Below are 19,989 nucleotides of genomic sequence, written 5' to 3' on the forward strand. Positions count from 1 at the left end.
ACTCGTGCCCAAGCGTATCGACGCCCCCGCCGGCTGGTCCGCGCGGGGGCTTGTTCTTCGAAGCCGAACGGACGCCGACCGGCTGTTCCTGCGCCTCCTCTACGGCTCGTTCCGCGCTGAGGAGATGGCGCCCGTGCCGTGGCCCGAGGCGGTCAAGGCGCAGTTCCTGGACAGCCAGTTCGAGCTGCAGAACGTCCATTTCGACCACTTCCATGCCGACGCCGATTTCATGGTCGTCGAGGAGGCAGGCTTCCCGATCGGTCGCCTCTATCTGGATCGCAAGCCCGACGGCTGGCTGATCGTCGATGTCGGCTTCCTGCCGCACCGGCGCAGCGCCGGCCTGGGCGCCGAGCTGCTGCGCCACGCGCATCGCCGCGCTCGGCAGGCCGGAGCCCCGAGAGTCTGGCTCCACGTCGCGCCGTCCAACCCTCGGGCTCGGCAGCTCTATGAACGGCTGGGCTTCCGGCTGATCGAGGCCGACGCAGGCCCCTACCTGGCGATGGAATGGCCGGTCAGTTGAAGACCGCCTGGTACAGGATCCCCTGAACGTCCCGTCCGACGGGGACCAGGAAGAGGTCCACCGGCCCCATGGTCGCGTTGGTCAGGCGATAGGTCTTCTGCGGCAACACGACCGGCGAGCCGCTGCGAAACACCAACGAGAACGGAGCGCGCGACATGCCCGGAAAGGCGTGCGGCGTCAGCGCCTGCACCTCGACCAGCGTCATGGGCAGGCTGCTCTCGCCCAGGCTGACGTCGAACGTCTCGTTCGCCCGCCCCGCAAACGCCTCACGTGACATAAGCTGCACCGCAAGCCCTCCCCGCCTGACTGCGCCTCCGAGGTTCGCGCGACTTTGGCGCCGATGCAACCATCGGAGGCTTGCGAAGGGCTGTGGCCGCTTGGCGCAGGCGACGATCCGGGCGAAGAAGGAGGCTCCGTCGCCCGCGCCCCAGGGACCTGTGTGATCGCTCCCCATCCCCTCGTCCTTGAAGCGCGGTCAGCCCTCCAGGCGGGCGACGCCCGACGCGCCTCCGCGGCCGCGGCAAAGCGGCTCCAGGCCGCTCCGGCCGATGTCGATGCGCTCGAAATCCGCTTCCTGGTCGCCCGGCAGATCGGAACCCCGGCCGAAGCGGAGACGATCCTGCGGCTCATCCTGGATCAGGCCCCCGAACTGGCCTGGGCGCACCACGATCTGGCGCAGCTTCTCGCGGGCGACGGCCGTCGCCACGACGCTCTCGCCGCCGCGGAGACGGCCGCCCGGCTGGACCCTGGCAACCCGCAGACTCACCTCACCCTCGGCGCGCTGCTGTCCGAGGCAGGGGGCCTGGCGCCCGGCGAACATCACCTCCGCCAGGCGCTGGTCCACGCCGGCGAGCATCCCGCCATCCTGGCGCCCCTGGCCCTGAACCTGCTGACTCAGGGACAGCTGGACGAGGCCGAGCCTCTGTACGAGAAGCTGGAGCGCCTCGGCGCCTTGGACGTCCCGGCCCTGGCCCACTGGGCGAAGCTGCGCGAGGCCCGGGGCGACCTGGACGGCGCCCATCGCCTGCTCGATCGCGCAGAAGCCGGCGGCGGCGATGTGCGGCTGGGACGGGCGGTGGTGCTCGCGCGCGGCGGCCGCGCCGCCGAGGCGGTCGCTCTGCTCGACGCTCCGGGGCCGCGTTCTCTGTCGGCCGACGCCCAGCTCGAACGGGGCCGCCTGCGCGACCGGCTGGGCCGCCACGACGAGGCCTGGGCCGACTATGTCTCCGCCAAGGCGCGCCTCTCACAGGAGACGGGCCGTCGCTACGAGGCCGGCGCCGTGGGGGACCGGCTCAGCCGGCTGCAGCGCGCCTTCGCCCACCCCGCCATGCCGGTCTCGACCGTTCGCGAGGAACGGCCGCTTCCCGTCTTCATCCTGGGCTTTCCGCGGTCCGGAACCACCCTCGTCGAGCAGGTGCTGTCCAGCCATTCTCAAGTCCGGGCCGGCGGCGAACTGCCGTTCCTGGCCGAACTCGAGGACGTCGACCTGGGCGACCTGACCACCGCCGCCGTTCATCTGCGTGATCACTATCTGACGCGGGCCGAGGCCTATGGCCTACGCCGCCCCGGCGCGCGCTGGTTCACCGACAAGATGCCGCTCAACGACATCTGGCTGCCGCTGCTGCGGTTGGCCTTTCCCGACTCTCCGATCATCCGTGTGCGACGCCATCCCCTCGACGTCGCCGTCTCGATGCTGTCGCACCACCTGACCCACGGCTTCGACTGCGGCTACCGGATCGAGGACATCTTCGCGCATATGCGGGCGATGCAGACCCTGTCGGAGGCCTATGACGCCGCGGCCGGGGCGCCCTTCACGCTGCGCTACGAGGCCTTCGTCGCCGATCAGGAAGCGCTGACCCGCCAGATGCTGGCGCTGCTGGATCTGCCGCTCGAGCCGGCCTGTCTGACCTTCCACGAGAGCCGCCGCTACGCGCCGACGCCGAGCTACGCTCAGGTGACCGAGCCTCTGAATGATCGCTCCGTGGGCCGCTGGCGGCGCCATGCCGACCGTCTGGCGCCGTTCCTGCCGGCGTTGGCCGAATTGCTCGAAGCCCAGGGCTACGCCGGCTAGGCCAAGGCCGCCGCCACGCCGTCGGCGTTCTCGAGCAGAACATGGACGCTCCCGTCCAGGTGCACGACCGCCCGAGCTCCGAGATCGAGCAGCGCGTCCTCGCGAACCGCCGTGGCGTCCGCGACTTCCAGCCTCAGACGGCCGGCGACCGCTTGGAGCCGGCGGACATTGCCCGCACCGCCGAACGCCGCCAGCCAGGCGAGGCGATCCAATGCTGCCGGCGCGCCGGCTGCGGCCGGCCCGGGCTTTTCTTGGGGTTCACTCGACGCTGCACTGCCCGAAGCCGCGGCCGCGGCGCGGATCTCGCCGGCGACCTGGTCGGCGATCGGGCCCAGCACGACCTGCAGCGCGTTGGCCGAGGGACGAACCAGGCCGCGCGATCCGAGGCTCTTCAATGCAGCTTCGTCGACCCGAGCCTGATCCGCGACGACGAGGCGCAGCCGGGTTGTGCAGGCGTCGACCGTGACCAGGTTCTCCGCGCCGCCGAGCGCGGCCGCAAACTGTTCGCCTCGGCCGCCGCTGGCCAGGACGACCGCCGCGACAGGCGCATCCTCGGCCTCGCGGCCGGGCGTGCGCAGGTTGAACCGGGTGATCACGAACCGAAACACGCCGTAGTAGATGGCGAAGTAGACCAGCCCGATCGGGATCAGCATCAGCGGCCGGGTCGACTTGTTGAAGTTCAGCACATAGTCGATCGCCCCGGCGGAAAAACCGAAGCCCAGCTTCACCCCCAGAACGTCCATGAGAACCATGGCCGCCCCCGTCAGCACGGCGTGAAGCGCATAGAGCAGCGGGGCCAGGAACATGAAGGTGAACTCGATCGGCTCGGTCACCCCGGTCAGGAAGGCGGTGGCCGACATCGACAGCAGCATCCCGCCCACCGCCTTGCGGCGGTCCGGCCGGGCCGAGTGGTACATGGCCAGGCAGGCGGCGGGCAGGCCGAACATCATCACCGGGAAGAAGCCCGACATGAAGGCCCCGGCGCTGGGATCGCCCGCGAAGAACCGGCGCAGATCGCCGGTGGCGCCGCCATACTCGCCGACCACGAACCAGGCGATGTTGTTCAGGATGTGATGCAGTCCGGTGACGATCAGCAGCCGGTTCAGCACGCCGTAGACGAACAGGCCGATCTCGCCGGACGCGACGATGCCGCGGCTAAGGGCGTCAAAGCCATGGTCCAGGCCGGGGAACCCCAGGCCCACGATCAGAGCGATCAGCAGGCCGCCGACGCCGCTGACGATCGGCACGAACCGCCGGCCGCCGAAGAAGGCCAGGTAGTCCGGCAGCTTGAAGTCGTGGAACCGGTTGTAGGCCGCCCCGGCCAGCAGGCCCGAAACGATGCCTATGGGCACCGACAGCTTGCCGGTCGCCTTGTCCTTGAAGGCGGCGCTGGCCAGATCGACGGCCGGACCCGTGAAATCCTTCAGCGCCTCGGGCGGCACGGTCATCAGCGCCTGGGCGCCCTCGACCGAGATCAGATAGCAGACCACCCCGGCCAAGCCGGCCGCGCCGTTGTTGTCGCGCGCGAATCCGACCGCGACCCCGATGGCGAACAGCAGACCCAGGTTCGAAAACACGGCGTCGCCGGCCGCGGCCATGAACGGGATGTTCAGCAGATCCGGCTGCCCCAGGCGGAGCAGCAGACCCGCCACGGGCAGCACGGCGATCGGCAGCATCAGCGCGCGGCCGAGCGGCTGCAGCGCCTCCAGTGGCGACTTCATGAGATCGCTCCCGTCAGGAAGGTCTGGGCCATGGCGCGCACGGCCTCGGCGGAGGGTTGCAGCAGGGCCCGTTCGGCCAGGGCCTCGCAGGCGTCACGCTTCAGCCGCCGGACCAGCGCCTTGATCTCCGGCACGGCCGAGGCGGTGGCTGACAGCTCGGTCACGCCCAGGCCGATCAGGATCGGCGCGGCGGCGGGATCGGCGGCCAGACCGCCGCAGACTCCGACCCAGCGCCCGTGGCGGCGCGCGCCCTGGGTGGTCTGCGCGATCAGCCTGAGAACAGCGGGATGCAGGGCGTCTATGCGCGGGGCCAGCTCGGCGTTCCCACGATCCATGGCCAGCGTGTACTGGGTCAGATCGTTGGTTCCGATCGACAGGAAGTCGGCTTCGGCCGCCAGCAGATCGGCGGTGAGCGCGGCCGCGGGGGTCTCGACCATCACGCCCAACTCGACCCGCTCTACGACGCCCAGGTCGCGCCGCGCTTCGTCGAGCACCGCGCGGACCGCGCGCAGCTCGTCCAGCCCGCTGACCATGGGGATCATGATCCGGCACTGGCCGATCGGCTTCACCCTGAGGATGGCCCGCAGCTGGGCGCGCAGCAGCTGCGGTCGCCAAAGGCTGACCCGCACGCCGCGTAGCCCGAGGGCCGGGTTCTCCTCCGTCGGCAGCGCCAGATAGGGCGCGTCCTTGTCGCCGCCGACGTCCAGGGTCCGCACGATCAGCGGCCGCCCCTCGAGCGCCGAGGCGATCGCCTGGTACTGACGATGCTGCTCATCCTCGTCCGGGGGCGTCTCGCGATCGAGGAACAGGAATTCCGTGCGCAGCAAACCGCACCCTTCGGCGCCGGAAGCCGTGGCCGCGACGGCGTCCGCCAGCGAGCCGACATTGGCGAACACCTCGATACGGCCGCCGTCGGCCATACGCCCGGGCTCATGCGCCGCGGCCCGCGCCGCCGCGCGACGCTCGTGACGGACGGCGATGGCGCTCTGAGCGGTCTCCAGCGCCCCGGCGTCCGGCGCCACGCGCAGGAGGCCGCTGTCGGCGTCAAGGATCAGAGTCGTCCCGTCAGCGATCGCGGTCACGCCCGCGCCCGCCGCGACCAAGGCCGGCAGGCCCAGGGCTGCGGCCAGGATCGCCACGTGCGAAGTGGGCCCGCCGCGCCCGACGCAGAGACCGGCCAACCCGGCGCTGTCGAGACCCATGAGTTGCGAGGGCAGAAGATCCTCGGCCAGGAGGATCGAGCCGGGCGGCGGCGCGATCGTCGCCTCCGCCTCGCCTGACAGGATGGCCAGCACCTGGTGTTCCAGATCCAGAAGATCGTCGACCCGCTCGGCCAGGCGACGGTCGCCCATCGCCTTCAGCGCATCGACATAGCCGCCGATCGCCGCCCGCCAGGCGAAGCCGGCGCTGCGTCCTTCGGCGATCGCGCGGCGCGCCGCGGCGGTCAGTTCCGGATCCTCGAGGAAGGCGAGATGCGCGCCCAATATGCCGCGACGAGCCTTGTCGCCGCCCTCCGCCGCAGCCTCGATCCGACGACGGACGATATCGACGGCTTCGGCCAGGGCCGCCTGTTCCTGCGCCAGGCCGCGGCCATCCTCAGCCACGGTGATCGCCCGGGCCGACAGCCGAAAGGCTTTGCCAATGGCCAATCCGGGCGCCGCCGTGACGCCGCGCAGAACGCCGACTTCGGTCGGGGCTTGAGGCGTGACCGGGGCCGGAGCCTCCTCGATGGGCGCCTCGGCTTCCTCGCCGGCGCCGTCCTCGATCAGTCGGGCCAGGGCTGCGACCGCGGCCTCCGCGTCCGGCCCGGACGCGGTCAGGGTGATTTCGTCGCCATGGCGAATGGCCAGGGACATCAGCCCCACCGGACTGCGTGCGCTGGCGCTGCGATTGAACGCCAGGACCCGCACCTCGGCCGCGAACCGCCGCGCGGCGTCGCTGATCCGCGCCGCGGGCCGGGCGTGGACCCCGTGCGGCAGCGGCACGACCAGGGTCCGCGAGACGCCGCCCGCAGCGACAGCCTCAGCCGCCGCCACCGTCGCGCCCTTCAGGATCATCAGCGGCTCGCCGACCTTGATCCTGTGATCGATCTCGCGCCGTTCGATGGCGAAGGCCTCGCCGTTGGCCACGATCACCGGCGTCATCAGGCTGGGAGCCGACTGCGAGAGCCGGTCAAGGTCGAAGGCCAGCAGCGGTTGGCCCGCCGCTACGGTCGCGCCTTCCTCGACCAGGACCTCGAAACCCTCGCCGCCCAGGGCGACGGTGTCGAGCCCGAGGTGCATCAGGATCTCGGCGCCTTCGGGCGTCACCAGGGTGACGGCGTGGCGCGCGCGATGGATGGAAGCGATCCGCCCCGCGCAGGGCGCATGCAGACGAGAGCCGGTGGGGTCGATGGCCACGCCGTCGCCGAGCATTCGCCCCGCGAAGACCGGGTCCGGCGTTTCCGTCAGCGGCGCGACCCAGCCATCCAGCGGCGAAACGAGAACGATCTGGACCACGCGCTACTTCCCGCCGGCCATCGCGCCGGGAACGAGGGTGACGCGATCGATCGCCCACATCGGCTCGACGCCCCGCTGGGTGAAGGTGAAGCAGAGATCCTGCTTGCCGCTTCGCGATGCGATCGCGCCGGTCAGGACGGTGACGGCCGGATTGTCGACCGCGGGAGCCAGAGGCAGAACGCCGATCCGCTCGCCCTTGCAGCCGCCAGCCCGCACCTCGAGTTCTCCGGCCGGGGTCGCCGGCGGGCGGAAGGTGATCTTCTCGATATCCTTGCCGATCTGGAAGTTGAACGGCAGCTGTCCGACCGCGACCTCGATGCGCGAGACGCCGGTCAGATCGGCGGCGTTCCAACGCCAGCAGGGCTCCAGGATGTCGATCAGGAACACCGCCCGTTCGCCGCGCAGGGGGGCGTCGTCCTCCAGCGCCAGATTCAACTTGTCGGAACACATCGCCAGCTGCCCGCTGTAACGGGTTCCGGCCAGCCGGGCGTCGGCCGTCCAACGCCGCGCTTCGCCGAGCGGTCGCCCGTCGACGAAGGTCCGCGCCTGCACCGTCGCATCCAGCGGAACCGTGATGGGCTCGCCATACAGCGGCGACTTCGCCGTCGGAGTCGATCCGTCGGTCGTGTAGCGGATCTCGCCGGCGCCGGCGGGAACGCCGAGCCCCACTCGGACCCGCCGCCCTGCGCGGTCAGCGACCAGCGTCGGCTCCAGAGCCAGGATGTCGAACGGATTGCCGAGCAGCGCCAACCGCGCCGTCTCGACCGGCAGGCGGGCGCTGAATCCGGCCCAACTGCGGCGCCCCTCATCACTCCAACCGGCTTCGGCCACGGCGGCCGCGCGCGGCCAGGCCGAGCGCCAGACCCGATCCTCGGTGCGCATATGTTCGGTCCAGAGCGTCGCCTGGACGCCAAGCACGTGCCGCCGCTCATCGACCGTCATCTGCGACGGCGCGGGGTCGAAGGCGTAGACCTCTTTCAGCGTCACCACCTTGCCGCGGCCAGGCTGCTCCTCCGGCGCGCCGCTTTGGCGATGGTTCAGATAGAGCATCGGCTGCGGCGAAAGGACGGTGTCGTGGCCCATCCGGGCCGCGGCGACGGCGCCGTCCAACCCGCGCCACGACATCACCGTCGCGTCCGGCGCCAAGCCGCCTTCGAGGATCTCGTCCCAGCCGATCAGACGCCGGCCGCGCGCCTTCAGATGCAGCTCGAGCTCGTGGATGAACCAGGACTGCAGCGCATGTTCGTCCTTGACGCCCAACGCCTTCATCCGCGCCTGAACGGCCGGATTGGCCTTCCACTGATCCTTGACCGCCTCATCCCCGCCGACGTGAATGTAGGGGCTCGGGAACAGCTCCACGACTTCGTCAAGCACATCGCGGGCGAAGCCCATCGCCGTGTCGTCGACGCCAAACAGGTAGGGGAAAACGCCCCAGTCGGCCTCGACCGTCTTCGGCGGCGTCAGAGCCGCGCCGATTTCGGGATAAGCGACCAGAGCGGCCTGGGCGTGACCCGGCATGTCGATCTCGGGCACGATGGTGATGTTGCGCGCCGCGGCGTAGGCGACGATCTCGCGGACCTGATCCTGCGTGTAGTAGCCGCAGTACTCGCGCGGCCGGCCGGTCGCGGGGTCGATGTCCTTCTGCGCCTCGCCAGCCGGGACGCGACAGGCGCCGGCCCCGGTCAGGCGCGGATACTTGCGGATCTCCAGGCGCCAGCCCTGGTCATCCGTCAGGTGCCAGTGAAGAACGTTCAGCTTGTAGACGGCCATCTGGTCGATGAACCGCTTGATGAATTCCACGCTCTGGAAATGGCGAGCCGAATCCAGCATCAGCCCGCGCCAGCCGAATCTGGGCGCGTCCTCCACGCGAACCGCGGGAACGGTCCTGGCGCCCGGCGCCTGGGTCGCCAGCTGCCAGAAGGTCGTGGCGCCGTACAGCCGGCCGCCATCGCCCGAAGCTTGGATCACCGCCCGGTCTGGGCCCACTGTCAGAGCATAGGCTTCGGGGCCAGAGACTTGGCTCGTCTCGAAGACGATGGCCGGACGCGCGCCCGCCGCGCCTTCGCGGATATCCGGCGTGAAGCCGTGACTCCGTGCGATCAGGCCCGCGAGAAAGGACGCCGCGTTTCGCGCGCCCGCGTCGCCATCCGGAACGACGATCTCGACGCCGCGATCGAGCGGAAAGGCGCCGGCGGCCTGTTCGACCAGCCGCGGCGCGGGCGTCAGGGCAAGGGATGAGGTCTCGGCCGAGGCCGGGAAAGCGGCGCTCAGGACCGCCGCGCAGGCGGCCAGGAAGACGCCCCGCCAGGGCGCCGAAGGAAGGCTCGAAGGCATCGCGTCGCCACGCTGCTGTCAGACAGGGGAAAACAAGACGCGGGCGGACGGATTTGGTCAATCGCGGACCTTGTCCGTCCGCCCGCGCAGTAGGAAGGACCGGCCGCGCAAGAAGCCGGTCCTCTGGAGGGAAGCCTAGAACTTGGCCCGAGCGCCGACGTAGAAGGTGCGCCCGTTGTCGTAGACCGCCCGGGGGATATTCGGGTTGTCGACGTAGTAGTAGAGTTGCTGATCCGTCAGGTTCTGGGCGTCGAACGTCAGCGCGACATTGTCCGACACGCTCACGCTGATCGACGCATCGAGCGAGCCGATGTCGTCCTGCCACATGTCTGAGCCGCGGTCGTTGCCGCTCTTGAACTTGGAGCGGAAGTTGTAGGCCAGACGGGCGCTGAGCCAGTCGTTCTCGAAGTAGCCGGTCAGGTTGTAGGTGTTCTTCGAGTTGCCGTCGATCGGCGCGCCCGCATCCGTCTTGGCGTCGGCGTAGGTGTAGTTGACGATGAAGCCGAAACCGTAAGCCACCGGTTGCTGGAGGCTGATCTCGAAGCCCTTGTTGGTGCCGCCGCCGCCGTTGATCGGCCGCTGCATCCGGAAGGTTGCGCCGTTCGGATTCTGCGGTGTCCGGTGAACCTCCGGGTAGGGATCCGACATCGTCACATAGCTCTCGATGTCGAGGTAGAAGAAGTTCAGCGCGAGCAGGGCCTCCTTGCCGTAGTACCACTCGGCGCCGAGGTTGAACTGCTTGGCGCGGAAGGGATCCAGGCTCGGGTTGCCGCCGGCGGTGCCGGTGAGCGTCGTCTCGATCAGCGAAACCGCGCCGGCGAGCTGAGCGTAGCCTGGCCGCGACATGACCTTGGCCGCCGAACCGCGCAGGATGATGTCGTCAGTCAGGTCGAAGGCGATGTTCGCGCTGGGCAGGATGTCCCAGTAGTCGCGCGAGGTCTCGATCTTACCGAACCTGCCGAACACATTGTCGATGGTCAGCACCGGGGCCTGGCCCGAGTACTGGGTGGTTTCCTGAGAGGTATGGACCGCCCGGACGCCGATGTTCCCGCGCCAGCGGTCGCCGCCCAGGTTGGCCATCGCGTAGACCGCCGCCGTCTTCTCCGACACGGCGAAGCTCGCCGGCGGGTAGAAGGCGAACTGGCGGCCGCCATGGGTGCTGTTCAGCAGATCGAACACCGCCTGACGGTTCGCCAGCGAGTACCGGATGCCGGGGCCGATGCCGTCGAAGTAGTTGCTCGGAGTCTGGTCGCCCTTATACACCGAACCGAGATCGACGGTTGAGGCGCCTGAGTTGATCCCGTTGCCGGCCCAGGCATAGGCCGTATTGGTCAGCTCGCGCGTATGGTCGGTGTAGCGGGCGCCGAAGTGCATCGACCGCACCGACCCCTCGTCGACCTGATAGTCGACATCGCCCTTGGCGTAGAACTCGGTGTCCGGCGACTCGACCTTGCCGCCCCACGACCAGCCGAAGAAGTTGTTCAGATAGGCCGGCGAGGTCGGGTCCGACGGCAGCTGCGGATAGGAAACATCCGCGCGCTTGCCCTTGAACTCGTAGCTGGCGCCGGTGTGCCAGTAGGTTTCCCAGGCCGCGCTGTCGCTGGTCACGCCCTCGCCCTCGGCGTAGCCGATCTGGCCGGACACGCTCAGCCTGTCCGTCAGCTCGTAGCGGCCGTCCAGGTTCAGGAACCAGGACGTCGAATGCGCCGTCCGGAAGATGTCGTCCTGGACGCGGCCCCGCACCGGCGTGGCGCCGGCCATCGGACCCCAGGAGGCCGCCGTGAGGTAGCCGTCCTTGATCGTGTAGGAGGTCAGCGCGCTCATCGCGTTGCCGACCAGCCAACTGCCCCACAGCATGGAGTTCACGTTGACGTTGTCAGCGTCCATCTTGGTGTAGAGGCCCGACAACGTCAGCGCTGCACGGTCGCTGGGCTCCCACTGGATCGCGAAATTGCCGCCCTTACGGATGCGTTCCTGGGTGAAGTAGGACCAGCCGATGAGGTTCGGGACCTTCACGGTCTGGCCGGTGCCGGCGAAGTTCGGCACGTCGCCGTAGCCGAGGAACTCCTGGCCGTCGCGGCGGAACTCGCGCGCTTCGTAGAACAGGCCGACCAGGATGCCGAGCGTGGCGGCGTCGTTCTTCCAGCTGATCATGCCGGAGAGCTGCGGCGTCCACTTGTCGGGACGACTAGCATAGGCGCCTTGCGCCGACATGTTGACGGTGAAGGCGGGCAGATCCAGCGGATTGCGGGTGTGGACGTTGACCGTGCCGCCCACGCCGCCTTCCGGGATGTTCGCCTGGGCGCTCTTGATGACTTCCATCCGGCCGACCAGCTCGGACGGCAGCATGCTGAAGTTGAAGCTGCGGCCGCCGCTGGTCTGGTCGAGGACGAACCAATCGCCGGTGGCGACGCCGTGCCCGTTCAACAGCGTCAGGTTCAGGTTCGGATCGGTGCCGCGGATCGCGATCCGCTCATTCTCACCGAAACCGCCGGCGGCGGCCGAACCGGTGACGACATTGACGCCCGTAACGCGACCGAGCGAGTCGGCCACGTTCATGTCGGGGAACTTGCCGATATCTTCGGCGGTGATCACTTCGACCACCTGATCGGCCTTTCGCTTCGACTCCAGGGCTTCCTGGAGCGAGGCGCGGATGCCGGTGATGACGACCGCCTCTACGTCCGTCGCCTTCGGCTCGTCGGCCGCCAGCGCCGGAGACGCCGCCAAGAGCGTGAGCGCGCTCGTCGACGCGACGAGCAATGCCTTTCGAAATACCATTACCTGACCCTCCCTTTCAGTCCGGACACTGTCCGCAGCCGACCCAGAGCCCGAAACAAGACCAATTTGAAACCACAGCGTGGCCAAAACCCCAGGTCTCGGGCTCCCCCAACGCGAACTGTGATGAAAAATTGAAAGATGACAATACCAAAAAAGTACAAATCGCAGATGTTCTGGCTATTGGTATTCGAATGGTCATGCCATAAGGTGCCGAAAGGTGGGGAACCTCGGAAGGGAGAGGCGGCGTGACGATGTTTTCCGAGCGGGTCGGGCGGCTCGACGAGCACGACCCCGCTCCGCTGTATCGCCAGCTGCAGCGCGCGCTGCGCGACGCCATCCAGTCCAAGGTCCTGGCGCCGGAAGACGCGCTGCCCGCCGAACGCGACCTGGCCGACGACTTCAAGGTTTCGCGCATCACCGTCCGCAAGGCGCTCGATGGCCTGGTCGCCGAGGGATTGCTCACGCGGCGGCAGGGCGCCGGGACCTTCGTCGCCGCGCGCGTAGAGAAGAGCTTCTCCAAGCTGTCCTCGTTCTCCGAAGACATGCTGTCCCGCGGGCGCACCCCGCACAGCGTCTGGCTGAACCGATCGGCCGGAACCGTGACACCGGAGGAGTCTCTGCGGCTGGGCCTGTCGCCCGGTTCGCCCGTCTACCGCTTCAACCGGATCCGCTACGCCGACGATGCGCCGATGGCGCTGGAGTATTCGACGGTGCCCGGCTTCACCCTGCCCTCGACCGAGGTCGTCGAGGCGTCGCTCTACGAGGCGCTCGCTTCCCATGACGCCAGACCGGTGCGCGCCCTGCAGCGCCTGCGCGCGGTTCTGCTGAACGCCGAGCAGGCCCAGCTCATGGGCGTGCAGCCCGGCGATGCGGCCTTGCTGATAGAGCGCCGGGGGTTCGCCAAGGACGGCCGGACCGTGGAGTTCACCCAGTCCTACTACCGCGGCGACGCCTACGACTTCGTCGCCGAACTCAATGATCTGTCTTGAAGAGGCCTGACGTGGGAGTCTTGCTCAGCATGGAGTCGTCGAACGTGAAGCGGAACCCAGGCTCGCCGGAAGGCTCGCGGATGTTCCTCGAGACGGCGCAGGCGCCCGGAGCGGTCGCCGGCCAGCTCGAGATCAACGGCGAGCGGATGGCCCGCCTGGGCGCCCGGCTGCGCGAGATGAACCCGCGAGCGGTCGTCACCTGCGCCCGGGGCAGTTCGGACCACGCCGCCACCTATGGCCGCTATCTGCTGGAGATGCGGGCCGGCGTGCTGACCTCGTCCTTTTCGCCGTCGGTGAGCTCGGTCTACGCCCGCACGCCGAACTTCGAGGGCGTCGTCTATCTGGCCATCTCCCAGTCGGGCCGCAGCCCCGACCTGCTGGCCGCGACCGAAGCCGCCAAGAAGGCCGGCGCCTATGTCGTCGTCCTGGTCAACGACATCAACGCGCCGCTGGCCGAGCTGGCCGACGAGGCGATCCCCCTGCGCGCGGGTCCGGAAACCAGCGTCGCCGCGACCAAGTCCTACATCACCAGTCTGACGGCGCTGGCCAACCTGGCCGCAGCCTGGACCGACGACAAGGCGCTGCTGTGCGCGCTGGACCAACTGCCCGAACAGCTGACCGAAGCGCTGGCGCTGGACTGGTCGCCGGCGGTCGAGGCCCTGGCGCCCGCGACCAACCTGTTCGTCATCGGCCGAGGACCAGGTTTCGGCGTCGCCCAGGAGGCGGCGCTCAAGCTGAAGGAGACCTGCGGCCTGCACGCGGAGGCGTTCAGCGCCGCCGAGGTGGCCCACGGCCCCCGCGCCCTGGTCAAGCCGGGCTTCCCGACCCTGGTCTTCGCCCAGGACGACGAGACGCGAGCCGGCGTCGAGGCCACCGCCGCCGACCTGGCCGCTCGGGGCGCCAACATGCTGTTCGCAGGCGTCAACGGCCCTGAAGGCGCGCTGCCGGCCCTGGCCGCGCATCCCGCGCTGGAGCCGATCCTGATGATCCAGAGTTTCTATCGCATGGCGAACGCGTTGTCCTTCCGGCGCGGGTTCGATCCCGACCAGCCGCCGAACCTGCGCAAAGTGACCGAAACCCGCTGATGATCACCGCGCTCGTCAACGGCCGCGTCCTGACGGAAGCCGGCGTCATCGAAGATCGCGTCGTCCTCATCGAGGACGGCCGCATCCTGGCGCTCGCCGACGCCGCGCCGGAGGGCGCCCGGATCCAGGATCTGAGCGAGGGGCTGCTGCTGCCCGGCTTCATCGACACCCAGGTCAACGGCGGCGGCGGCGTGCTGTTCAACGATGCGCCTACGGTGGAGACCATCGAACGGATCGGCGCGGCGCATCGCCGCTTCGGCACGACCGGTTTCCTGCCGACCCTGATCAGCGACGACCTCAGCGTGGTCCGGCAGGCGATCAAGGCGGTCGATGAAGCGATCGCGCGCGGCGTTCCGGGCGTCCTCGGGATCCACGTCGAAGGGCCCTTCCTGAACGCCCGGCGAAAGGGCATCCACGACTCGACCAAGTTCCGCGCCCTGGACGACGAAGCCTTCGAGGTCCTCACCGGTCTGGGGCGCGGCCGCACCCTGGTCACCCTGGCGCCCGAAACCACGACGCCGGAGACGATTGCTCGACTGGCCGCAGCCGGCATCATCGTCTCCGCCGGCCACACCAACGCCACCTACGCCACCATCCGGTCGGCGCTCGACAATGGCCTGCGCGGCTTCACCCACCTGTTCAACGCCATGTCCCCACTGACCCATCGCGAGCCGGGCGTGGTCGGCGCGGCGCTGGAAGACCGCCACGCCTGGTGCGGCCTAATCGTGGATGGCCGCCACGTCGCCCCGCCGGTCCTGCGGATCACCATGGCCGCGCGCCCGCGCGATCGCCTGATGCTGGTCACGGACGCGATGCCGAGCGTCGGCACCGACGAGACGACATTCGTCCTTCAGGGCCGCGCGATCAGCGTCCGCAACGGCGTCTGCGTCGATGAGCACGGCACGCTGGCGGGATCCCACCTCGACATGGCCTCGGCGGTGCGAAACACCGTCGGCCTGACCGGCGTCTCGCTGGCCGAGGCGTCGCTCATGGCGTCCGGCTCTCCGGCGGCCTTCCTGCGGCTGGAAACGGAACGCGGCGCCATCGCGCCGGGCCGACGCGCCGATCTGGTGCTGGCGGACGACGAGTTGCGGGTGTTCGAGACCTGGATCGACGGCCGCCCTTCGGGAGCCCGCTTCGCCTAGATACACGCCAAGATAGCGGCAAGGACTCGCAAACGGCGAACCCCTGTTCTCAAAACGCCCGCATGACGCTAGCTTGCGCACGCACCCTGGGGCAGCCCCGTAATGCTAGACGACCTGACGCGCGCGACGGTTTTCCGGTTCCTGCAAGACGCCCAGGGACTCTCTTCCCTTGAGGAGCTGAACCGGCGCTTCATGGGCGCGGTGCAGGCCATGGGGTTCACTGGAGCGGTCTACATCCGCCTGTCGGCGAACGGTCAGGCCCTGCCGCCCCGTCCCGTGTTCGGCGAGCCGCCGCCAGGCTGGGTCGACCACTACTTCGCCAACAACTACGCCCGGTTCGACACCGCCATTCCGATGTCGTTCCAGTCGCGCGAGCCGTTCACCTGGAGCGAGGCCGCCCTGCGCGGCGTCGATCGCAAGACCGACACCCTGTTCGGCGAGGCCTTCGAGTGGTGGAACTCCGAAGTCCTCATCTGCCCGGTTCGCGGCATCAACGGCGGGCTGTCGATCGTCGATCTGACCATGGAGCGCGGCCGGCAGCTCAGCGAGATGGAGCGCTCGACCGCGCACGCCCTGGCCAGCCTCTACGCGGTGGCCGGCGAGGGCTTCATGGAAGCCCCTGCGCCCCAGCCCACGCTGGAGAAGGCGCTGACCCAGCGCGAGATGGAATGCGTCTACTGGGTCTGCCTGGCCAAGTCGGACGATGAGATCGGCCAGATTCTGTCGATCTCCCGCAAGACGGCCAACCACCACATAGAGGCGGCCAAGGCCAAACTGGGCGCGGGCAGCCGCGCGAATCTGGCCTGGCGCGCCTTCGCCCTGGGTCTGGTGCAGCCGCCGCTCTTCTGACGCCTCGCAATGGGGTGAAAGCCCCATAGTCGGTTTTCGCCGCCTCGCCGACCGTGCCTTCCGCAATCGGGAGGTCGGTCATGATCCACGTCGTCACCCACGAACAACGGCCGTTCTACGCGGTCCAGCTGGAGGCGATGCATCGACGCCGGCGCGAGGTCTTCATCGACGAACGCGGCTGGAACCTCGAGGAACGCAACGGCGGCGAATACGACCCCGGCGACGACGATCAGGCCATCTATCTGATGATGCTCGATATCGCCGGGCGCCTGCAGGTGTCCGTCCGCGTCAGGCCCGTCCTGGACTGGAGCATCCTGATCGACGAGATGCCGGGCTGTGTGGAGGGCGACGCCGAGACTCTGCGCCGCGCCGATGTCTGGGAAATGGCCCGGCACCTCGCCAACGGCGCCGGCAGCGCGATCGGCGAAGCCCGCACCCGCGCCGCCGAGTTCCGCATCGCCCTTCTGGAAGCCGCCCGCGAGCATGGCGTCAACCGGCTGGTCGGTTCGGTCGACGTCGGACTTCTCGCCCACGGCATCCGCGCCTGGCTGGACCTGAAGCCGCTCGGCGTTCCGGTGGTCTACCCCGAGGGCGGCGCCGCTGTCGGCTACGAGATCCCGGTGACCGACGATCTCATCGCCCGGTTGCGCGCGATGCACGGCATTCACGAGGCCGTCGCCTACGAAATGACTGGTCTTCCGCCCGGCGGGCTGACCCCCGCGATTCTCGAACAAGCCATGCGCGCAGACCGCTCCTGGCCCCTCAGGAAAGTCGCATGACCCTCCGCCGCGACGAAAACACGCAGGTTCTCGAAAACGAGAACGAGACCTTCCTGGACCTCGTCCGCCGGTTGCCGCCGGACTGTCGCCGGGTCCTGAATCTGTTGCTGCGTAAGGTGGCGGACGTCGAGGAGAGCGAGGGCGAGACGGCCGCCTTGACCCTAATCGACGACGTCTCAACCATCATCGCGACGCCCCATACGACGCACTGACGCCAGGTTGTGTCCGGGGCCGTCCGGGCGCATTAATCCTGTGCGTACAGTGACGACGCTTGGAGTGGACAACATGCCTGATCCTATCGACATCGATGTCGGCGCTCGTATCCGTGTGCGCCGCAAGGAGCTCGGCTACAGCCAAGCCTATCTCGCCGATCACCTGGGCCTGACGTTCCAGCAGGTTCAGAAGTACGAGCGCGGCTCGAACCGCGTGTCGGCTTCGATGCTGGTTCGGATCGCCGAGCGTCTGGGTTGCACCGTCGGCTATCTGGTCGGCGAAGAAGCCGGCTCGGGCGGGAATCTTGAGAACGGCCTCCTCGGCCGCTTCGCCAAACCCGGCGTGACCGAGCTGGTGGAAGCGTTCGACTCCATCGAAAGCCCGCAGGTGCGCGGCGCCCTGCTTCGCCTGGCCCGCAGCATGGCCGAGGGCGACGACGACTTCGAAGTCACCGCCGCCTGACTCTCCGCCTGACGACCGTCAGGCGTTCTCCAGCAGCGCCATCGTGCCCTGCCCGCCGTCGGCGCAGATGGACACGATGGCCCGGCTGCCCTTCGGCCGCGACGCCAGCTCCTTCACAGCCTGACTGAGAATACGCGCGCCGGTGGCGCCGAACGGGTGGCCGAGCGCGATGCTGCCGCCGTGCGGGTTCATGCGATCCCGCGGGAAGTCGCCCAGGTCCGCAGTCACGCCGGCCTTGTCACGCAGGAAGCTGCGGTCTTCCCAAGCCTTGATGTGGAAGAGGACCTGGGCCGCGAAGGCCTCGTGGATCTCCCACAGGTCGATGTCCTCGTAGGTCAGACCGTTGCGGGCCAGCATCCGCGGCACGCCGTAGGCCGGCGCCATCAGCAGCCCCTCGGTGCGGAAGTCGACCGAGGTGACCTCGTAGTCGACCAGCTTCACGCGCGGCAAGGCGGCGGGCAACCGCGCCAGCCCCGCCTTCGAAGCCACCCACAGGCCGGCGGCGCCGTCGGTGAGAGGCGTCGAGTTGCCGGCGCTCAACGTGCCCTTGCCGCTGGTCCGGTCGAAGGCCGGCGGCAGCTTGGCCAGCCGTTCGGCCGAGGTGTCCTTGCGCGGCAGGACATCCCTCGTCACTTCGCCGAATGGGATGACCAGGTCGTCGAAGAAGCCCGCCTCCCATCCGGCCACCGCCTTTTGGTGGCTGGCCAGGGCGATGGCGTCCTGGTCGACCCGGGCGATCCGCCATTCCTGGGCGGTGATCTCGGTGTGCTCGCCCATGCTCATCCCGCTGGTGCGGTTGGTCACGCTGGGAATGAACAGCTTCACGTCGCCGATCTTGAGCGAGGACAGGTGATTCAGCTTGTCGCTCAGCGTCCGCGCCTGCTGGAACTTGCGGAGCCAGTCGGAGAGCTTCTGCCCCAGGCCGATCTGAACCCGGCTCATGCTCTCGACGCCGCCGACGAGCGCCAGGTTGCGCGCCTCGCCGTCGATCAGTCCGGCCGCCTCGAAGGCGCCGATCATGCTGGTCGAACAGGCCATGACGGTCCCGAAGGCCGGGATCGTCGCATCGAAGCCGGCGTCCATCAGGATCTCACGGGCGATGTTGCTCCAGGTGAGGTTCGGCGCGACCGCGCCCCAGACCGCGAAATCGGGCTTTCCACCGTCGAGCTGGCCGATCATGTGCCGGACCACCGGAACGGACAGTCCGATCGCATCGGCCCCGGCCAACGGACCGTCCACCTTCGCGAACGGCGTCCGCACGCCGGACGCCAGCCAGATCTCGGGTTTCGCACGCGCCGCCATGTCATCCTCCAGGGGAAGCCGTGACTCTAGGTAGGCGCGATAGCCGGCCGCCGGGAGCCCTCCATTGGTATGATCACGCTCAACCACAGCGCGGCTTGCATATAGATTAGATATCTAACTATTATCGATCCGAAGCGAAGGAGCGCCGCCGATGTATCCCTTCGACCCCGGCGTCTACGCCGCCCGCAACCGCTGGTACGTCGCCGCGCTGTCCAGCGAGATCGGCCGCACGCCGATGGAGCGTTGGATTCTCAACAAGCCGGTCGCCTTCTACCGCACCGAGGCCGGGACGCCGGTCGCGATCGGCGGCCGCTGCCCCCATCGCGGCTATCCCCTGGGCAAGAGCCAGCTCAGGGGCGACGCGGTGGTCTGCGGCTATCACGGCATGACCTTCGAGGCCGACGGCCGCTGTTCGCACATCCCCTGTCAGGACGTCATCGCGCCAAACGCTCGGGTGAAGGCCTATCCGCTGATCGAGCTGTGGGACTGGGTCTGGATCTGGCCGGGCGACCCTGAACGCGCTGACCCGGCGCTGATCCCCGACCACTTCGAGCTGGGCCTGACCGATCCGGCCTGGAAGAAGCGGCCGCCGATGTACTGGCCGGTGAACGGCCGCTACCAGCTGCTCAACGACAACCTGCTCGACCTCAGCCACCTGACGGTGCTGCACGCCTCGACCATCGGCGGCGCGGACGTGGCGGCGACGCAGGAGACACACGAAGAGGGCGGCGGCTGGGTTCGCAGCACCCGCTACATCGAAGACGCCTTCATGACCGACTGGTCGCGTCAGGCGCGCGGCATCGAGGGCAAGGTCGACCGCGAGATCGGCATGACCTTCCTGATGCCCGGCCTGCACCACGGGCACGATCGCTTCTACCGTCCGCGGTCCGAGGCGACCGGCGCCAATGAGCCGATCCTGGAGGTCCGGGTCTTCCATGCGGTCACCCCGGCGACCCTGACCACCTGCCACTACTTCGCCGCCAGCGCCGTTGATCCGACCACCCACGAGATCGCCGCCCGGACACAGCCCGATCCCAAGGCGACGATGCGGATCTTCCTCGAGGACATCGAGGCGACCAATGAGATCGAGCGGCTGCTGCAGACGGCCGGCGAGTTCAAGGAACTACCGCTGCGTAGTGACGTCCATGGCCTGCGCGGCCGACGGATGCTGCAGGCGATGATCAAGGCCGAACAGGCCGCCTGACCAGAACGACAAGCGTACAGACAGGGGAGCCGCGTACGA

At 68.8% G+C, this 19,989-nt stretch carries 16 protein-coding genes; 10 read left to right on the top strand and 6 right to left on the bottom strand.

The annotated features are described in order from the left end of the window. Positions 1-4 precede the first annotated feature (4 nt). On the top strand, positions 5-520 hold the full coding sequence (locus tag CSW64_RS17885) for a GNAT family N-acetyltransferase (RefSeq protein ID WP_099623370.1): 516 nt from the start codon (positions 5-7) through the stop codon (positions 518-520). On the opposite strand, the gene CSW64_RS17890 is transcribed toward CSW64_RS17885, so the two are convergent. Then, a complete protein-coding gene (locus tag CSW64_RS17890) occupies positions 513-797 on the bottom strand; it encodes a DUF6916 family protein (RefSeq protein ID WP_425430382.1) in 285 nt (94 codons plus the stop codon). The two genes, CSW64_RS17885 and CSW64_RS17890, sit on opposite strands and share 8 nt — an antisense overlap. Before the next feature lie 162 nt (positions 798-959). Here CSW64_RS17890 and CSW64_RS17895 point away from each other — a divergent pair, with 162 nt between their 5' ends. Next, positions 960-2,591: a tetratricopeptide repeat-containing sulfotransferase family protein gene (locus CSW64_RS17895; RefSeq protein ID WP_172448618.1), complete on the top strand. Its 1,632-nt coding sequence runs from the start codon at positions 960-962 to the stop codon at positions 2,589-2,591. Here CSW64_RS17895 and nagE read toward each other — a convergent pair. The 4 genes from nagE to CSW64_RS17915 all read right to left on the bottom strand — a co-directional run bounded on the left by nagE (position 2,588) and on the right by CSW64_RS17915 (position 11,871). Further along, a complete protein-coding gene (gene nagE / locus CSW64_RS17900) occupies positions 2,588-4,312 on the bottom strand; it encodes an N-acetylglucosamine-specific PTS transporter subunit IIBC (protein WP_099623373.1) in 1,725 nt (574 codons plus the stop codon). The genes CSW64_RS17895 and nagE overlap by 4 nt on opposite strands. Further along, positions 4,309-6,810 (bottom strand): phosphoenolpyruvate--protein phosphotransferase, encoded by a 2,502-nt coding sequence (gene ptsP, locus CSW64_RS17905; protein WP_099623374.1) that lies wholly within the window; start codon positions 6,808-6,810, stop codon positions 4,309-4,311. Before ptsP ends, nagE begins: the two co-directional genes overlap by 4 nt. Before the next feature lie 3 nt (positions 6,811-6,813). After that, positions 6,814-9,144 (bottom strand): family 20 glycosylhydrolase, encoded by a 2,331-nt coding sequence (locus CSW64_RS17910; RefSeq protein ID WP_099623375.1) that lies wholly within the window; start codon positions 9,142-9,144, stop codon positions 6,814-6,816. Between the two features lie 135 nt (positions 9,145-9,279). Further along, a complete protein-coding gene (locus CSW64_RS17915; RefSeq protein ID WP_245863759.1) occupies positions 9,280-11,871 on the bottom strand; it encodes a TonB-dependent receptor in 2,592 nt (863 codons plus the stop codon). Between the two features lie 302 nt (positions 11,872-12,173). On the opposite strand from CSW64_RS17915, the gene CSW64_RS17920 reads away from it, so the two are divergent. The 7 genes from CSW64_RS17920 to CSW64_RS17950 all read left to right on the top strand — a co-directional run bounded on the left by CSW64_RS17920 (position 12,174) and on the right by CSW64_RS17950 (position 17,444). Further along, positions 12,174-12,911, top strand: coding sequence for a GntR family transcriptional regulator (locus tag CSW64_RS17920; protein WP_099624329.1), 738 nt, complete (start codon positions 12,174-12,176; stop codon positions 12,909-12,911). A gap of 29 nt (positions 12,912-12,940) precedes the next feature. Beyond that, positions 12,941-13,996, top strand: coding sequence for an SIS domain-containing protein (locus CSW64_RS17925; RefSeq protein WP_099623377.1), 1,056 nt, complete (start codon positions 12,941-12,943; stop codon positions 13,994-13,996). Further along, positions 13,996-15,141, top strand: coding sequence for an N-acetylglucosamine-6-phosphate deacetylase (gene nagA, locus CSW64_RS17930; protein WP_099623378.1), 1,146 nt, complete (start codon positions 13,996-13,998; stop codon positions 15,139-15,141). The genes CSW64_RS17925 and nagA overlap by 1 nt, the downstream gene beginning before the upstream one ends. A gap of 102 nt (positions 15,142-15,243) precedes the next feature. Continuing rightward, positions 15,244-15,990, top strand: coding sequence for a helix-turn-helix transcriptional regulator (locus CSW64_RS17935; RefSeq protein WP_099623379.1), 747 nt, complete (start codon positions 15,244-15,246; stop codon positions 15,988-15,990). An 80-nt stretch (positions 15,991-16,070) separates the two neighbouring features. Continuing rightward, positions 16,071-16,769, top strand: coding sequence for an acyl-homoserine-lactone synthase (locus CSW64_RS17940; RefSeq protein WP_099623380.1), 699 nt, complete (start codon positions 16,071-16,073; stop codon positions 16,767-16,769). After that, positions 16,766-16,981 carry a hypothetical protein gene (locus tag CSW64_RS17945; protein WP_099623381.1) on the top strand — a complete coding sequence of 72 codons (216 nt, stop codon included), beginning with the start codon at positions 16,766-16,768 and terminating at the stop codon, positions 16,979-16,981. The genes CSW64_RS17940 and CSW64_RS17945 overlap by 4 nt, the downstream gene beginning before the upstream one ends. A 73-nt stretch (positions 16,982-17,054) precedes the next feature. Next, complete coding sequence (locus tag CSW64_RS17950; protein ID WP_099624330.1) at positions 17,055-17,444, top strand: helix-turn-helix domain-containing protein; 390 nt, start codon at positions 17,055-17,057, stop codon at positions 17,442-17,444. A gap of 18 nt (positions 17,445-17,462) precedes the next feature. On the opposite strand, the gene CSW64_RS17955 is transcribed toward CSW64_RS17950, so the two are convergent. Continuing rightward, positions 17,463-18,746 carry an acetyl-CoA C-acyltransferase gene (locus tag CSW64_RS17955; RefSeq protein ID WP_099623382.1) on the bottom strand — a complete coding sequence of 428 codons (1,284 nt, stop codon included), beginning with the start codon at positions 18,744-18,746 and terminating at the stop codon, positions 17,463-17,465. 151 nt (positions 18,747-18,897) lie between these two features. On the opposite strand from CSW64_RS17955, the gene CSW64_RS17960 reads away from it, so the two are divergent. After that, the gene (locus tag CSW64_RS17960) at positions 18,898-19,950 is read left to right on the top strand and encodes a Rieske 2Fe-2S domain-containing protein (protein ID WP_099623383.1); all 1,053 of its coding nucleotides are present in this window, start codon (positions 18,898-18,900) and stop codon (positions 19,948-19,950) included. The last annotated feature ends 39 nt before the right edge of the window (positions 19,951-19,989 follow it).

Source organism: Caulobacter mirabilis, from assembly GCF_002749615.1.
In the GTDB taxonomy this organism is placed as follows: Bacteria; Pseudomonadota; Alphaproteobacteria; order Caulobacterales; family Caulobacteraceae; genus Caulobacter; species Caulobacter mirabilis.